The organism is Pseudomonas sp. H3_E07 (genome assembly GCF_054668895.1).
Genome location: NZ_CP162795.1, coordinates 535,799 through 551,517, shown reverse-complemented (window position 1 = coordinate 551,517; position 15,719 = coordinate 535,799). Strand labels below are relative to the sequence as shown.

The following is a 15,719-nucleotide window of genomic DNA, read 5'->3' as shown; positions in this document are numbered from 1 at the left end:
AGTGTGCACAAGGGGTGGAGTTTTACGGGAGGTTCGATGGAGGGGGCGTGGAGCCGATGGGAAACGCAATCACAGGGGCTGGATAAATTTCACATACACCTGCTCAGGGTCGTGGTCGTCCAGGTTGTCGATCTGCCCGCTCGGCACGAATCCAGCCTTGGCAAGCAGCGCCTGGGCTGCGGTGTTTGACGCATTGGTCGACGCAAACAACTTGGGCGTCTTGCATGCCGCCTGTGCCGCGGCCAGCAATCGCAGCGCCACACCTCGACGCTGGTGCGCCGGCGACACGACGACCAGCGCCACAAAGCCGTGATCGAAAAAGTCATGGGTCAGCACCAGGTAACCGGCGCATCGGCCAGCGGTGTCGACGGCAACCAGGCATTGTTGGCGAATCACAGCATCGTGGATGAACACGCGACGATGGGTGTGAGCGGTTGCGTAGGTGTCCAGTTCGATCAGGGCACGCACGTCGTCGGGTGTGGCTTGGCGAATGGGATCTTTCGCGTGGTTGCTGTCGTTAGGCATTGGAAGCGTCCTGCCAGTGTTGGAGTGCTGCTTTGACAGAGCCTACTCCATGGGTTGCTGACCTGGAAACACCCTTCCTTTCCAACGTTGCCTTCTGGCTTTTGCGCAGCCTCATGTCGATATCAGACCAATCTATGCCGCTCCCAGGCTATTTTCGATGAAGTCAGGCCGCGTAAGGTGACCCATCATTAAGAAATGATGATCGCCTGACTCTTCAGTCAGTACGCCCTAACGTCGATCACCGAGAACAACAAAAACAATGAATAGCCTGAATTCCAACGATTCCAACGGCCAGTTGGCGCAAGGCTTCAAGCCGCGTCATGTGACCATGCTTTCCATCGCAGGCATTATCGGTGCGGGGTTGTTTGTCGGTTCCGGGCATGCGATTGCGGCGGCGGGGCCGGCGGTACTCCTGGCTTATCTGTTCTCCGGCACACTGGTGGTGCTGGTGATGCGCATGCTGGGGGAGATGGCGGTGGCCAATCCTGACACCGGGTCTTTCTCGACCTATGCCGACCAGGCCATCGGTCGCTGGGCCGGGTTCACCATCGGTTGGTTGTACTGGTGGTTCTGGGTGCTGGTGATTCCCATCGAGGCCCTGGCCGCCGGGCATATCCTCAACCAGTGGTTCCCGCAGATCGACGCTTGGCTGTTTGCCTTGTTGTCGATCTTTTTGTTGGTGGTCACCAATTTGTTCAGCGTGTCCAAATACGGCGAGTTTGAGTTCTGGTTCGCCATGGCCAAGGTCATTGCGATCATCGCTTTCATCGGCCTGGGCTTCGCGGTGCTGATGGGCTGGATTCCCGAGCGGGAGGTCAGCGGGTTGAGTCGGTTGATGGAGGAACACGGTGGGTTCGCGCCCAACGGGCTGTCGGCGGTGGTCGGGGCCTTCATCACCATCATGTTCAGTTTTATCGGCACGGAGGCGGTCACCATCGCGGCGGCCGAGTCCAGCAACCCCGCGCAGAACATCGCCCGGGCCACGCGCTCGGTGATGTGGCGCATCGGTGTCTTCTACCTGCTGTCGATCTTCGTGGTGATTTCCGTAGTGCCATGGAATGACCCGTTGCTGGCGTCGGTCGGGTCTTACCAGCGTGCACTGGAACTGATGAACATTCCCCACGCCAAGTTGCTGGTTGACGTGGTGGTGTTGATCGCCGTGGCCAGTTGCATGAATTCTTCCATCTACATTGCCTCGCGCATGCTGTTTTCCCTGGGCAAGCGTGGGGATGCTCCCGCACTGATGAAGAAAACCTCGGCGGCCAGTGTGCCGCGGGCTGCGGTGATTGCCAGCACCATCCTGGGCGCGGGCGTAACCCTGTTCAGTTACTTCGCGCCGGCCGGGTTGTTCCAGTTCCTGCTGGCCAGTTCGGGTGCCATCGCCTTGCTGGTGTACCTGGTGATCGCCGTGTCCCAGTTGCGCATGCGCAAGATCCTGCGACAGCGCAACGTCACGTTGACCTTCCAGATGTGGCTGTTTCCCTGGCTGACCTGGCTGGTCATCGCGTTCATCTGTGCCGCATTGACGGTGATGCTGGTAACGCCTGAACACCGATTTGAAGTGTCATCGACCATCGGCCTGGCCCTGGTGATTTCCCTGGTCGGTTTGCTGACTGCACGACAGCCGGAACGTACGCAAAAAACAGTGGGCGCAGCCTCACAGCTATGAGTGGCCGCCCTGTAAGCAGCATCGTGTTCCTGCTGCTGGACCAGTTCACCCTGATGTCACTGGCTTCGGCGGTCGAACCCTTGCGCATGGCCAACCAGCTGTCGGGCCAGGAGCTCTACAAGTGGCACACCGCGAGTTCGGACGGTAACCCCGTGTGGGCCAGTGACGGTGTGCCCATCACCCCAGAGGGTTCGATATTCAGCGTGCCGCCCGCCGACATTGTGATTGTCTGTGGTGGCATTGGCATCCAGGGCACTGTGACCGGCGAACTGGTCAAGTGGTTGCGCGGCCAGGCGCGTTACGCCAAGCGACTGGGCGGTATCTGCACCGGTAGCTTTGTGTTGGCACGGGCCGGCTTGCTGGATGGCTACGAATGCAGTGTGCATTGGGAATGGTTGGCGGCCATGCAGGAGGCCTTTCCACGGGTCACCGTCAGCTCCAGTCTGTTCAGCCTTGACCGTGACCGTCTCACCAGCTCGGGCGGCACGGCGCCCTTGGACATGATGCTGCACCTGATTGGTCGTGATCACGGGCACGAGCTGTCAGCGGCCATCTCCGACATGTTTGTGTACGAACGGATTCGTAACGAGCAGGACCATCAGCGCGTGCCCCTCAAGCACATGCTCGGCACCCAGCAGCCCAAGTTGCAGGAAATCGTGGCGTTGATGGAGGCCAACCTGGAGGAGCCGATCAACCTGGATGAGCTGGCCGCGTATGTCGCGTTGTCCCGTCGCCAGCTTGAGCGCATGTTCCAGAAATACCTGCACTGTTCGCCTTCGCGCTATTACCTGCGGCTGCGGCTGATCCGTGCGCGGCAGTTGCTCAAGCAGACGCCCATTTCCATCGTGGAGTTGGCGGTGCTTTGCGGCTTTGTGTCCACGCCGCATTTCTCCAAGTGCTACCGCGAGTACTTCGGCGTGCCGCCCAGTGACGAACGCTCGATCACCGACAGCGAGCGAGCCATCGTGATCAAGCCGGTGATGCACGCGTTGCCTACCCCCGTGCCCATGAATGTAATGGAGCAGGCGCGGGGCGAGGCAACGTTTGCCAGTGTGAAAAACCTGAAGTCCTGAACTCAGCGCATGTGCAGGATGATCGGGCTGCTGCTCGCCGGGTCGGTGTGCCCGCGCAGCTTGCCCACCGCGTTGGCGTCAACCGCGCCCCCGTTGTTGCCCCAGGTGCTACGCACGTAGCTCAACACCTCGGCGATTTCCGTGTCGGACAGTTGCTCACGGAACGCCGGCATGCGGTAGGCATCCGGCACGCCAGACGCCACCACGCGTTGCGAGCCGTTGAGGGTGATGTTGATCGCCGAGGCGCTTTCCTTCGCCAGCGCCGAGGTGGCCCCGGCGAGGGGGGGCATCCACTCGGGCTGGCCCTTGCCGTCGAGGCCATGGCAGGAGGCGCAGCGGGTTGCGTAAGTGTGGGCGCCAGGGGCGTCTTGCACCGCTGCCACCGCCTGATACTGCCAGGGGGCGCCGTCGCGCTGCGGGTCGCCGGGCAATGACTTGAGATAGCGGGCGATGGCCGCCAGGTCGTCGTCCTGCATGAACTGCGTGGAGTTGTTGAAGGCTTCGGTCATCGAGCCGTAGACCACTGCATGGGCGTTGCGCCCGGTCTTGAGGAACTGCACGATCTGCGGTTCGCTCCAACGGCCCAGCCCGGTGTTGGGGTCCTGGCGCAGGCTGGGTGCGTACCAGCCATCGAGCAGGGCGCCGGCGAGGAACGGCGCGCCGGCTTCGTCCAGGGCTTTTTCGTTGAAGGCCAGGCCGCGTGGCGTGTGGCAACTGCCGCAGTGGCCGGGGCCCTGGACGATGTAGGCGCCGCGGTTCCACAGGGCGTCCTGGTCGGGCTTGGCGGCGTAAGTCGCAGTGGGGGCGAACACGCCATTCCACAGCGCGATGGGCCAGCGCATATTCAGCGGCCAGGGAATATCACTGGGGATATTCGGCTGGTTGGCCGGTTTTATGCCCTGCATGAAAAACGCGTACAGCGCTTTTATGTCGTCATCGCTGAGTTTCACGTAGGACGGGTAGGGCATGGCCGGATACAGCCGGCGGCCGCCCGGTGCTACGCCATGGCGCACCGCACGGTCGAAGTCGGCCAGGCTGTAGGTGCCGATACCCGTGGATTTGTCCGGCGTGATGTTGGTGGCGTGGATCGCCCCCAACGGCGTGGCCATTTCCAGGCCCCCGGCGAACGGTGCCTTGCCCGCCAGACTGTGGCAGGCCACGCAGTCGCTGAGACGGGCAACATACTCGCCACGGCTGACCAGGGCGGGTTCGAAGGTGGCGCCCGCCTGTTCCTGTTCGAACGGCGTAGCCGGTTCACGGGTGACGTACCAGGCCAGCAGGCCTGCGGCGACCAGGCAGGGCAGCGCCAGCCAGCCTGCGGTTCTTGCGAATCGACGGTTGTTCATGGGCGTTTCCTGAAGGTCAGCTGAAAGTGTGTCGGCTCAAGGGCAGGCTGCGCACGCGCTGGCCTGTCAACTGTGCCACCGCATTGGCCACGGCCGGTGCCACGGCTGGCAATGGAGGCTCGCCGATACCGCCCATTTTTTCGCCACTCTCGACCACCCGCACATGCACCCGCGCCATCTGCGCAGGCGCCAGGATCGGGTAAAGGTCGTAGTTGCGCGCCCGGGGCTTGCCGTCCACGTAGACCGCTTCTTCCAATAAGGTCTGGGACAAGCCCAACGCCACGGCGCCGTTGACCTGTGCCTCGACAATCGCCGGGTTGACGATGCTGCCGGGGTCGATGGCCTGCCAGATATCGTGCACCTTGACCTTGCCATTCTCGATCGACACTTCCGCGATCGCCGCAGTGTGGGAACCGAACGGCGAAGCCATTGCCACGCCGCGTGCGCGCCGGGTGCCGTCCTCGGCGGTAAAGGGGCCGCGCTTCCAGCCACCGGAGAGTTCACCCGCCGCTTGCAGCAACGTGGTCAGCCGTGGGTTGTCGCGCAGCAGGTGCAGGCGCAGCTCATAGGGATCATGCCCACCCTTGTCCGCCAGTTCGTCGAGGAACGACTCGTAGAAAAAGTCGTTGAGCGAATTGCCCACCGAGCGCCAGTAACCGAGCATCGGTGCGCCTTTGACGTAGATCTGCGCGATGCGTTTGTTGGGGATCGCGTAGGACTTGCCCGACAACCCTTCAACGGCCGTGGGGTCGATCTTATCGCCCTGTTTGCCGGCGAGTGCCTCGGTCGGGCCTTCGGTTGCACTGACCGCTTCGATGGCCACCGGCAGGCCTTTGTCATCCAGCGCGGCACGGAACTTGACCACCGCCAGTGGGCGCAGTACATCGCGCAGGAACTCTTCCTCACGGCTCCAGATCAGCTTGATCGGACGGCCCACCGCCTTGGCCAGTGCAATGGCCTGCGGATAAGGGTTAGCCGAGTCATACAGGAAGTGCCGGCCGAAAAAACCACCGAGTAGCGGCGAGTGCAGGGTGATTTGCGCAGGGTCTAGGCCGGTGCGTTTGGCAATGTCGGCGCGGAACATGTCCGGCGCCTGGTTGGGCAGCCAGATTTCCAGCGTGCCATCGGGGTTGAAGCGCGCCAGGGCCGACGGCGGCTCCAGCTGGGCGTGGTTGAGGTATTGGTTGTGGTAGGTCGCCTCGACCTGGGTCTTGGCGCCTTTCAACGCACCGGCCACGTCACCTTCGTTCTCGTCGTCGCGGGTCGGGCCCTGTTGGGCCGCTAGGAACTCACGGTGCTTGTCGCTGGAAAAATCCGCCGGCATGACGCGCAGTGCCGAGTCGGCAGCCGCCTCCTGCCAGTCGACCTGGATCGCTTCTACCGCACGCTTGGCATGCCACCAGCGTTCAGCCACCACGGCCACTGCGCCGGGCAGCACGTGCACCGAATGCACGCCTTTCATGCCTTCGACCTGCGACTGGTTGCGCAGGCTGCCCACGGTCATGCCCAGGCGTGGCGCATGCTGGACGGCTGCGTGAAGCATGTTGTCGACTTTCAGGTCGATGCTGTAGAGCGCCTTGCCAGTGGATTTGTCGTAGGCGTCCAGGCGCTTCACCGGTTTGCCGATCCAGCGGAATTGGCTCGGGTCGCGCAGGGTGATGCTGGCGGGATCGGGCACTGGCATGTCGAGGGCGCTACTGGCCAGTTCGCCATAACCCAGCGAACGACCGGAAGCCGCGTGCACCACGCGGCCAGGCTGGGTAGTCAGTTCGCCAACCGGTACGCCCCATTGTTTGGCGCCCGCCTGCAGCAGCATCGCACGGGCCAGGGCGCCGAGGCGGCGCATGGTCGGGTAGCTCATGCGCACCGACATGCTGCCGCCGGTGATGCGCAGGCCGTTTTCCATCACCACATAGGCTTCGCCGGGCGGGGCGGCTTCGACGATGAACGTCGCGGGGTCGGCATCCAGTTCTTCACCGACAATCTGCGCCATGGCGGTGTGCGTGCCTTGCCCGCCTTCCATGAAGGGGCTGAGCAGGCGCACCGTGCCGTCCGGACGAATCTCCAGGAACGCCGGCACCTGGGTGCCGCGTTCAGCCGCGGTGGCGGCTTGCACCCGACCCGAGCCCAGTGGCAGGCCAAAACCAATCACCAGCGCACCCACGGCCGTACTCGCCAGAAAGCGGCGGCGCGAAAGGTTTACCGGCGCGTCGAGCAGTTCGTTGATGAGGTTCATCAGACGCCCCCCTGCTTGGCCAGGTCGTCGACAGCCGCATGGATGGCGTTATACGTGCCGCAACGGCACAGGTTGATCATCGCCGCGTCGATCTGCGCCTTGCTGGGCGCCGGCGTGTGCTTGAGCAGCGCAGTGGCCGCCATCACTTGCCCGGACTGGCAGTAGCCGCATTGCGCCACCTGATGCTCGACCCAGGTCGCGACCACACGCTTGCCCACTTCATCGGTTTCAATCGCTTCGATGGTGGTGATTTCTCGTCCGACCACCCCGGCCACCGGGGTGACGCAGGAGCGCACCACGTTGCCATCCACCAGTACCGAACACGCGCCGCACTGGGCCAGGCCACAGCCATACTTGGTGCCAGTCAGGCCCAGGTCATCGCGGATCACCCACAGCAATGGCGTGTCCGCGTCGGCATCGACCTGATAGGCCTTTTGGTTGATTCGTAATTCCATGGCTCACCTGCTGATCGACGGTAGGTGCGGCCTGTTTTAGTCATGAACGCAGTGGCCGCTTATTGTCGAACTCTAGACCAGCGCGCAAGGGCTATCTATCCATTAGTCGATAAGTCGGAGGATCAGGCAAGTATTCAACAGGATTGTGCGACTACGATTCAGCGGTTGGGCGCACGAAGTCTTCCTCGAAGTGCTCATGCTCACCCCGCGTATCACCCTGGCGCCGCAGCACCTCCATTTGCCGCAGTTCCACCCGCCGAATCTTCCCGGATATGGTCTTGGGCAGCTCGGTGACGAACTCGATGCGTCGCACCCGCTTGTACGGCGCCAAATGCTCACGGGCGAAGGCCAGAATATGTTGGGCCAACGCCGCGCTGCCGGGTTCGTCATGGGCCAGGATCAGGAACGCCTTGGGCACCGCCAGGCGCAACGGGTCGGGGCTCGGCACCACGGCGACTTCCATGACGGCCGGGTGTTCGATCAAGGCGCTTTCCAGTTCGAATGGGCTGATGCGGTAGTCGGAGGCCTTGAACACATCGTCGGCGCGACCGACGAAGGTGATGTAGCCGTCGGCGTCGATCTGCGCGGTGTCGCCGGTGCGGTAGTAACCGTCACGCATGACCTCGGCGGTTTTCTCCGGGCTGTCCTCGTAGCAGAGCATCAGGCCGAGCGGGCGCACGTCCAGGGGCAGGGCGACTTCGCCTTCGTTGCCGGGAATGCCATCCGGGTCGAGCAGGGCCACCTGGTAGCCCGGCAACGGGCGCCCCATGGAACCGGGCTTGAGCAACTGGCCGGGCGTGTTGCCTACCAGGGCAGTGGTTTCCGATTGGCCGAAACCATCACGTAACGGCAAGCCCCAGGCCTGTTGGATCTGCTCGATGATTTCCGGGTTCAGCGGCTCACCCGCGCCCACCAGCTCGCGCAGGCTCAGGCGCGGTTTGTAGCTGGCCAGGTCTTCCTGGATCAGCATGCGCCACACCGTCGGCGGCGCGCACAGGCTGGTTACGCCGTAGCGTTCCAAGGCACTGAGCAAGGCCGGCGCGCTGAATCGCGCGACGTTATGGATAAAGATGCACGCACCGGCATTCCACGGTGCGAACAGGCAACTCCAGGCATGCTTGGCCCAGCCTGGCGATGAGATATTCAGGTGCAGGTCGCCCGGTTGCAGGCCGATCCAGTACATGGTCGACAAGTGCCCCACCGGATAGCTCTGGTGGCTGTGCAGCACCATTTTCGGCTTGGAGGTGGTGCCGGAAGTGAAGTACAGCAGCATTGGGTCGGTGGCCAGGGTGCGGCCTTGCGCCTCAAACTGTTCGGGGTATTCAAAGGCCGCGTTGTGCGCGACCCAGCCGGCAGGCGCCGAACCCACGCAGATACGGCTGCAACCCTGAGCCAGGCCGGCGAACTTGTGCACATGCGCTTCGCCGACCACCACGTGGCGAACCTGGCCGCGTTCGATACGGTCGCGCAGGTCATCGGGGTTCAGCAACGCCGTGGCGGGAATGACCACGGCGCCGAGCTTGAATGCAGCCAGCATGGTGTCCCACAGTGCGACATCGTTACCGAGCATCAGCAGCACACGATCACCCCGGTTTACACCGAGGGCGCGTAGGTGGTTGGCCACCTGATTGGAGCGCGCAGCCAGTTGCTGGAAGCTGTAACGCTGCTCGCTGCAGTCCTCCTCGACGATCCACAGCGCATCGGCCGGATTGCCTTCGGCCATCGCATCGAAATAGTCCAGGGCCCAGTTGAATTCGCCCAGTTGCGGCCAACGGAAATCCCGTACGGCTGTGGCGTAATCGGTGCGGTGAGCGAGCAGAAAATCCCGAGCGGCCAGGAAGGGCTGGGTCATGGTGGCTGTCCTTAATTATTGTTGTGGGACTCCCCCCGGCTGAACCGAGAGGCTGGACCGAGTATAGGCACGCATAAATCAGAGCAGAACGCTCAAAAACACCGGTACGTTGTGCAAAAAAGTCATGGGTGTCGAACCGCAAAGCGGCGTGATTGACGATAAAGACGTAAAAGTCCAATATGGAATTATAAGTACAAAGTTAACGGCTTCGTTTCTTTCTTCAGGCTTGCCAAACCAACAACAACTTGCGAGAACACCACCATGAAGAAGCGCTCCCTTATCACCGTCCTGGCCCTGGGCCTGCTTGCGTCCAGCCACGCGATGGCCGCCGAGAAAACCCTGCGCATCGGCATCGAGGCGGCTTACCCGCCATTCGCGTCCAAGACCGAGGAAGGCAAGATCGTTGGCTTTGACTACGATATCGGCAATGCGCTGTGCGCGCAGATGAAGGTCAAGTGCGTGTGGGTAGAAGGTGAGTTCGACGGTCTGATTCCTTCCCTCAAGGTGAAGAAAATCGACATGGCCTTGTCGTCCATGACCATCAACGAAGACCGCAAGAAGTCGGTGGACTTCACCCACAAGTACTACTTCACGTCATCGCGCCTGGTGATGAAGGAGGGCGCCGTGGTGGATGACCAATATGCCAGCCTCAAGGGCAAGACGATCGGCGTGCAGCGCGCCACCACCACCGACCGTTATGCCACCGAGGTGTTCGAGCCCAAGGGCATCAACGTCAAGCGCTACAGCAATAATGAAGAGATCTACATGGACCTGGCAGCCGGTCGCCTCGATGCGATCTTTGCCGACACCATTCCCCTGAACGACTTCCTGCAGATGCCACGCGGCAAGGGCTATGCGTTTGTCGGCCCGGAACTCAAGGACCCGAAATACGTGGGCGAGGGTGCAGGGATCGCGGTGCGCAAGGGCAATACGGAGTTGGTCGGCCAGTTGAATGCGGCCATCGATGGCATTCGCGCCAGTGGCGAGTACCAGAAGATTTCGCAGCAGTACTTCAAATCCGACATCTACGGCGATTGATGCCCCTTGTAGGCGCGAGCTTGCTCGCGAAAAAAGTTAACCGTAACGCGTTCGTTCTGGCTTCACGCGTCGTCAGTGATTTTTTCGCGAGCAAGCAAGCTCCTACAGGGGCAAGTCCATCAGCCCTTCAACTCCTTCAGGTGTTTGTAGACCGTCGCCCGCCCCATGCCCAGCACATTGGCCACATAGTTCGACGCGCTCTTGCCCTTGAACGCCCCTTCGGCATGCAGGGCCAGAACCAGCTCGCGCTTGTGGTCACGGGTCAGCAGGTTCAGGCTCAACTGGCGCTCACGCATCCACGCATGCAGGAAGGTATTGATGCGCTCCTGCCAGTCATCGCGAAACAGCGAGTCTGGTTGCGGGATCAGTTTGCTCGGTGACAGAAACAGGTCCAGCGCCGCCTTGGCGTTTTCAAACAATGAAATATTCAGGTTGATGCACAGTACCGCCAGTCGACGGCCTTTGTGGTCATGCAGCACGGTACTCAGGCTGCGGATTTTCTGACCGTCCCAGTTGAGCTTTTCGTACGGGCCGATGTTTACATCGCTGACATCGTCGCTGAGCATGTCCTCCAGCGCCGAATCATCGCCTATGCTGCGCTTGGACAAGTTGTTGGCGATGTAATCGACTTTTTGCGAGCGCAGGTCATGCAACACCGCTTCGGCGTGGGGGAAAAACAGGGTAGCGATGGCGTCGGCCATCGCACGGAAGTTCTGCATGACCTTGTCTTGTTCAGCGGTGTTCATCAATGGGGCTCCAGGCGGGCAGGGGAGAGCATACCAGCGTCGAGGCCGAACCGCGTCAGTGCCTCCGGCAGCGGGGCGCCGCGCACCAGTGCCGCACTGGCCTGGCCCATGGCCGGCGAGGTCTGAATGCCATAACCCCCTTGCGCCGCCACCCAAAACAGGCCCGCTACCTTTGGGTCAAAACCTGAGAGCAGATCACCGTCGTGCACAAAGCTGCGCAGGCCGGCCCAGGTTCGCGTCGGACGGCGGATGGTCAGGGTGGTGGCTTCTTCGATCTGGTAGATGCCCATGGCGATGTCCAGTTCTTCGGGCTGGATGTCCTGGGGTTCGACCGGGTCGGCATTGGCCGGTGAGCCGAGGAACATGCCGGCGTCGGGTTTCATGTAGAAGGATTCGTCCAGCGCCACCAGCATTGGCCAGTGGTGGCTGTCGACCCCTTCGGGGCCGGCGAAGATCAGCGCCGAGCGCCGCTTGGGCTGCAAGCCGATGGACGCGGCCCCGGCGAGCCCGCCGATGTGGTCGGCCCAGGCGCCGGCGGCGTTGATGATGACTGGCGCGGTGCAGGTCGCGTCCTGGGTCTGTACCTGCCAGATGCCGTCGGCTTCGCGGCTCAAACCGAGCACATGACTGTCGGTGCGTACCTCGCCGCCGTTGCGGCGGATGCCACGCAGGTAGCCCTGGTGCAGAGCGTCGGTGTCGATGTCGCTGGCGGTGGGGTCATACAACGCGCCGTGGACTTTTTCGCGGCGCAGGATCGGCAGTCTCGCACAGGCTTCGTCGGCGCTGAGCAGTTCGACCTGCGGCACGGTGGCCTTGGCGCTAAGGTACTGGTCGTTCAACTCAACCGCATCGCCAATGAAATCCACCGTCATTTCGCCCCTTGGGGTGAGTAACGGATGTTCGCAAAAACCAGGTGGCGGGTTATCGAAAAATTCACGGCTGGCCAGGGTCAGCGCCCGCACCTGCGGGGTGCCATAGGCGGCGGTGTACAGCGCCGCCGAACGCCCGGTGGAGTGATAGGCCGGGTGGCTTTCGCGCTCCAGCACCAGCACTTTGCCGTGCTGCGACAACCAGAACCCCGTGGACGCGCCGGCAATGCCGCCGCCGATGATGATGAAGTCTGCGTGGCTCATAGCTGTCTCCAGAGGGCGTTGGCCAGTGCGATGTCTTCCAGGCCCAGGCCGATGGAGCGGAAAAACACAGGGCTGTCGTAGGTCGGGCGCTTTACCTGTTCGCTGAGCAATTCGGGCAGGTCACCGGCCACTGCGCGCGGATCCCAACCGTATTGTTCGGCTGCGATTAACATTTCACCGGCCGAGCCAGGGGTGGTCCGGCGATAGTCGCAAAATACCTGCATCGTGTTGAGGCGTTGCGGCGGCACTTCATGGGCGCGCGGGGCGTTGGTGCTGATCGACGTGATCAGTGCCGGCTTGGTCAACCGCGCCGGGTCGAGCACCGGTCCGGCCGACGACGTACACAACAGGATCACATCGGCGTCTTCCACCGCCGTCTCGCAACTGCTGGCGATGACCACGCGTGGGTCCAGGCCTTTGAGTTGCGCGATGGTATCGGTGGATGCGTTGGCCAGGCTGGGTGAAAACACGCTGATGCGCTGCCAATCCCTGAAGCCTTTCACATAATGCAGGTGCGCCTGGGCCACCTTGCCACTGCCGATGATCGCCAAGCGTCGCGCCGATAAAGGCGCCAATGCATCCACTGCCAGGGCTGTGGTGGCGGCCGTGCGGGCGGTGGTCAGTTCGGCTGCATCGCATAGCAGCAACGGTTGGCCGGTCTGCATCGACATCAATAATGTCCAAGCCGTCACCAGCGGGCCTTGTTCACGCACGATATAGGGCGAAGTCTTGACCCCGTACACCCCATCCTCGGCCAGCACGCCCAGATAGTTGATGAAGTCGCCCGCCGCTTGCGGGAACTCCACGAGCTGCTGCGCCGGCTGCACCGCTTGCCCGGTCGCCAGGTCACGGAACAACTTGCGCAGGATAGACGGCACATCGATTTGGCCGAGCAGCTCGCGGGCCTGGGCCTGATGGATCACGTGGGGTGTGCTGGACATGGGTGTCTCCGCGGGTGAACTTTTTTGTCCATTATGGACTTTTAGTTCTGTCGAGCAATATCCCGCGAGAAAAAAGCGCGCGCCTCACTTGCCCCGGTTCCGATTCATCAGACTGCCCGGCACCGCGCCCCGGCGGGCTGGCGCAATCAGTGGGCGTTGTATTGAAACCCGCCGGACAATTTCCCCTTCAAATAGCTGACCAGCGCACTCACCGCTTTCGGCACATGTGGCGAGTACGGCCGGATCAGGTAGATCTCATCGGCAAACGCCCCCTTGAGCGTCCAGCCCTTGAGCACCTGCACCAATTTGCCGCTGGACAGGGCAGCGTGGGCGCTGAAATCCGGCAGCAGGGCGATGCCCAGGTGGTTGAGCGCCGAGTCGCGCAGGGCTTCGCTGTTGTTGGTGGCGAAGCTGCCGGCGATGGGCACGGTGAGGCGTTCGACGTTTTTAGTGCCGCGCTCGAAGGTCCAGGCGGGCTGATCGGTGCCGCGAGGGTAGAACAGGCAGTTATGCGCGGACAGATCGCCAGGTTCGCGGGGTTCTCCGTGACGTTGCAGGTAGTCCTGGCTGGCGACCAGCACCGAGCCGGTGTCGCACAGCTTCCACGCCACATGGGTTTCCGGCACCTGGAAACCGTGGCGGACGGCCAGGTCGTAGCCCTCGGCGGCCAGTGAACTCAGGGCATCCGACACGTCGAGCTGTAGGCGTACCTGCGGGTATTGCTGCAAAAACTCCGACAGATGCGGCACCAGTTGCTGACGGGCAAATGCCACGGGCGCTGTCAGTCGTAGCAGACCTCGAATCTCTCCCACCGAGTCGCGCACCGACGAGAAACTGCGGGCGATCTGTTCATAGGCGCTGCGCACTTCGCGGGTCAACGAAAGCCCCGCATCGGTCAGCCTTACACTGCGTGTAGTGCGCGTCACCAGGCGCGTGCCGGTGGCCTTTTCCAAGTCGGAAATACGCTGGCTCACGGCGGACTTGCTCACGCCCAGTCGTGCCGCCGCAGCGGTATAGGTGCCTTGTTCCTCCAGCACCGACAGCCAATGGATATGGGTCCACAGCCCTTCGATCTCGGCCTTTTCCATGATTGTATTGTTCGCATTGGTGGACAATAAGTTCTGGATTCTGCTCTGGTTTGGAACAAAGCGAAAGCCTATCGTGGTCCTCACTGTTACTCACCTGGGATCTACTGCCATGACCACCACCATCGAGCACTACATCAACGACCAGCGCGTGTCCCGCGATGATCGCTATCAGGACGTCTTCAATCCGGCCACCGGCGAAAAGACCGGTCGCGTCGCCCTGGCCAGTCGCCAGACCGTGTCCGAAGCCGTTGCCGCCGCCCAGGCCGCGTTCGCCGGGTGGGCCGACACGCCGCCGATCCGTCGCGCCCGTGTGCTGTTCGAATACCTTCATCTGCTGCGTGAGCGCAAGGACGACCTGGCGCGCATCATCGTCGCCGAGCACGGCAAGGTCTTCACCGACGCCCAGGGCGAAGTCGACCGTGGCATCGACATTCTCGAATTCGCCTGCGGTATCCCCAACCTGCTCAAGGGTGAGCATTCCGACCAGGTTTCCCGCGGCATGGACAATTGGACAATGCGCCAGCCCCTGGGCGTGGTCGCCGGCGTCACGCCGTTCAACTTCCCGGTGATGGTGCCAATGTGGATGTACCCGATCGCTATTGCGGCGGGCAACACGTTCATCCTCAAGCCAAGCCCGACCGACCCGAGCGCCTCGCTGTTCATGGCCGAGTTGCTGCGTGAAGCCGGTTTGCCCAAAGGCGTGTTCAACGTGGTGCAGGGCGACAAGGAGTCAGTGGACGCGCTTATCGAACACCCGGACGTCAAGGCGGTGAGCTTTGTCGGCTCCACGCCGATTGCCCAGTACATCTACGAAACCGGCGCCCGCAACGGCAAGCGCGTGCAAGGCTTGGGTGGCGCGAAAAACCACATGGTGGTGATGCCGGACGCCGATATCGAAAAAACCGTCGACGCCCTGATGGGTGCCGCCTACGGCAGTGCTGGCGAGCGTTGCATGGCCATCTCCGTAGCGGTGCTGGTGGGTGATGTGGGCGACAAAGTCATCGCCGCCCTGACCGAACGTGCCAAGCACCTGCGCATCACCGACGGCCGCGACCTCAAGGCCGAAATGGGCCCGATCGTGTCCCGCGCGGCGCTGGAACGCATCAGCGGCTACATCGAACAAGGCGTACAAGCCGGCGCGCAATTGCTGCTCGACGGGCGTGACTATGTACCCACCGAACCGGGCCTGGAAAATGGCTTCTGGCTAGGGGCGACATTGTTCGACCATGTGACTGAAGAGATGAGCATTTACCGCGAAGAAATTTTCGGCCCGGTTCTGGCGTGCGTGCGCGTGAATGACTTCGCCGAAGCGATCAAACTGGTCAACGCTCACGAATTCGGTAACGGTGTGAGTTGCTTCACCCGCGACGGCAACATCGCGCGTGAATTTGCACGGCGGATTGAAGTGGGCATGGTCGGCATCAACGTACCGATTCCGGTGCCGATGGCGTGGCACGGGTTTGGCGGCTGGAAGAAGAGCCTGTTTGGCGACATGCACGCGTATGGCACTGAAGGTGTGCGGTTCTATACCAAGCAGAAGTCGATCATGCAGCGCTGGTCGGAGAGCATCGAGCAGGGCGCCGAGTTTGCGATGCCGGTGTCCAAGTAATTTAAGTA

The 15,719-nt window shown here is 62.2% G+C and carries 13 protein-coding genes; 4 read left to right on the top strand and 9 right to left on the bottom strand.

What is annotated here, in order from left to right; translation table 11 throughout:
* Positions 1-69: 69 nt before the first annotated feature.
* A complete protein-coding gene (locus AB4O08_RS02315) occupies positions 70-525 on the bottom strand; it encodes a GNAT family N-acetyltransferase (RefSeq protein ID WP_010211248.1) in 456 nt (151 codons plus the stop codon).
* A 259-nt stretch (positions 526-784) separates the two neighbouring features.
* Between AB4O08_RS02315 and gabP the strand changes: the two genes are divergently transcribed.
* Together gabP and gbdR are read left to right on the top strand one after the other, a co-directional pair.
* Positions 785-2,194 (top strand): GABA permease, encoded by a 1,410-nt coding sequence (gabP, locus tag AB4O08_RS02310; RefSeq protein ID WP_010211247.1) that lies wholly within the window; start codon positions 785-787, stop codon positions 2,192-2,194.
* Positions 2,191-3,267, top strand: coding sequence for a choline metabolism transcriptional regulator GbdR (gene gbdR, locus AB4O08_RS02305; protein WP_010211246.1), 1,077 nt, complete (start codon positions 2,191-2,193; stop codon positions 3,265-3,267). Before gabP ends, gbdR begins: the two co-directional genes overlap by 4 nt.
* A 2-nt stretch (positions 3,268-3,269) precedes the next feature.
* Here the strand turns inward: gbdR and AB4O08_RS02300 are convergent, their stop codons facing one another.
* The 4 genes from AB4O08_RS02300 to AB4O08_RS02285 all read right to left on the bottom strand — a co-directional run bounded on the left by AB4O08_RS02300 (position 3,270) and on the right by AB4O08_RS02285 (position 9,156).
* On the bottom strand, positions 3,270-4,613 hold the full coding sequence (locus AB4O08_RS02300) for a c-type cytochrome (protein WP_010211245.1): 1,344 nt from the start codon (positions 4,611-4,613) through the stop codon (positions 3,270-3,272).
* A 16-nt stretch (positions 4,614-4,629) separates the two neighbouring features.
* Positions 4,630-6,849 carry a xanthine dehydrogenase family protein molybdopterin-binding subunit gene (locus tag AB4O08_RS02295; protein ID WP_042571508.1) on the bottom strand — a complete coding sequence of 740 codons (2,220 nt, stop codon included), beginning with the start codon at positions 6,847-6,849 and terminating at the stop codon, positions 4,630-4,632.
* Positions 6,849-7,304: a (2Fe-2S)-binding protein gene (locus tag AB4O08_RS02290; protein ID WP_010211243.1), complete on the bottom strand. Its 456-nt coding sequence runs from the start codon at positions 7,302-7,304 to the stop codon at positions 6,849-6,851. The genes AB4O08_RS02295 and AB4O08_RS02290 overlap by 1 nt, the downstream gene beginning before the upstream one ends.
* Before the next feature lie 151 nt (positions 7,305-7,455).
* Positions 7,456-9,156 carry an AMP-binding protein gene (locus tag AB4O08_RS02285; protein ID WP_042571509.1) on the bottom strand — a complete coding sequence of 567 codons (1,701 nt, stop codon included), beginning with the start codon at positions 9,154-9,156 and terminating at the stop codon, positions 7,456-7,458.
* A 261-nt stretch (positions 9,157-9,417) separates the two neighbouring features.
* Between AB4O08_RS02285 and AB4O08_RS02280 the strand changes: the two genes are divergently transcribed.
* The gene (locus AB4O08_RS02280; RefSeq protein WP_010211241.1) at positions 9,418-10,194 is read left to right on the top strand and encodes an ABC transporter substrate-binding protein; all 777 of its coding nucleotides are present in this window, start codon (positions 9,418-9,420) and stop codon (positions 10,192-10,194) included.
* 119 nt (positions 10,195-10,313) lie between these two features.
* Here the strand turns inward: AB4O08_RS02280 and AB4O08_RS02275 are convergent, their stop codons facing one another.
* From AB4O08_RS02275 to AB4O08_RS02260, 4 genes are all read right to left on the bottom strand, one after another.
* Positions 10,314-10,940, bottom strand: a complete 627-nt coding sequence (locus AB4O08_RS02275) for a helix-turn-helix transcriptional regulator (RefSeq protein ID WP_010211240.1) — start codon at positions 10,938-10,940, stop codon at positions 10,314-10,316.
* Positions 10,940-12,073 carry an NAD(P)/FAD-dependent oxidoreductase gene (locus tag AB4O08_RS02270; RefSeq protein WP_042571510.1) on the bottom strand — a complete coding sequence of 378 codons (1,134 nt, stop codon included), beginning with the start codon at positions 12,071-12,073 and terminating at the stop codon, positions 10,940-10,942. The genes AB4O08_RS02275 and AB4O08_RS02270 overlap by 1 nt, the downstream gene beginning before the upstream one ends.
* On the bottom strand, positions 12,070-13,014 hold the full coding sequence (locus AB4O08_RS02265; RefSeq protein WP_106119646.1) for an ornithine cyclodeaminase family protein: 945 nt from the start codon (positions 13,012-13,014) through the stop codon (positions 12,070-12,072). The genes AB4O08_RS02270 and AB4O08_RS02265 overlap by 4 nt, the downstream gene beginning before the upstream one ends.
* Before the next feature lie 146 nt (positions 13,015-13,160).
* Complete coding sequence (locus tag AB4O08_RS02260) at positions 13,161-14,102, bottom strand: LysR family transcriptional regulator (RefSeq protein ID WP_010211237.1); 942 nt, start codon at positions 14,100-14,102, stop codon at positions 13,161-13,163.
* Positions 14,103-14,211: 109 nt separating this feature from the next.
* Here AB4O08_RS02260 and AB4O08_RS02255 point away from each other — a divergent pair, with 109 nt between their 5' ends.
* Positions 14,212-15,711: a CoA-acylating methylmalonate-semialdehyde dehydrogenase gene (locus tag AB4O08_RS02255; RefSeq protein ID WP_010211236.1), complete on the top strand. Its 1,500-nt coding sequence runs from the start codon at positions 14,212-14,214 to the stop codon at positions 15,709-15,711.
* The last annotated feature ends 8 nt before the right edge of the window (positions 15,712-15,719 follow it).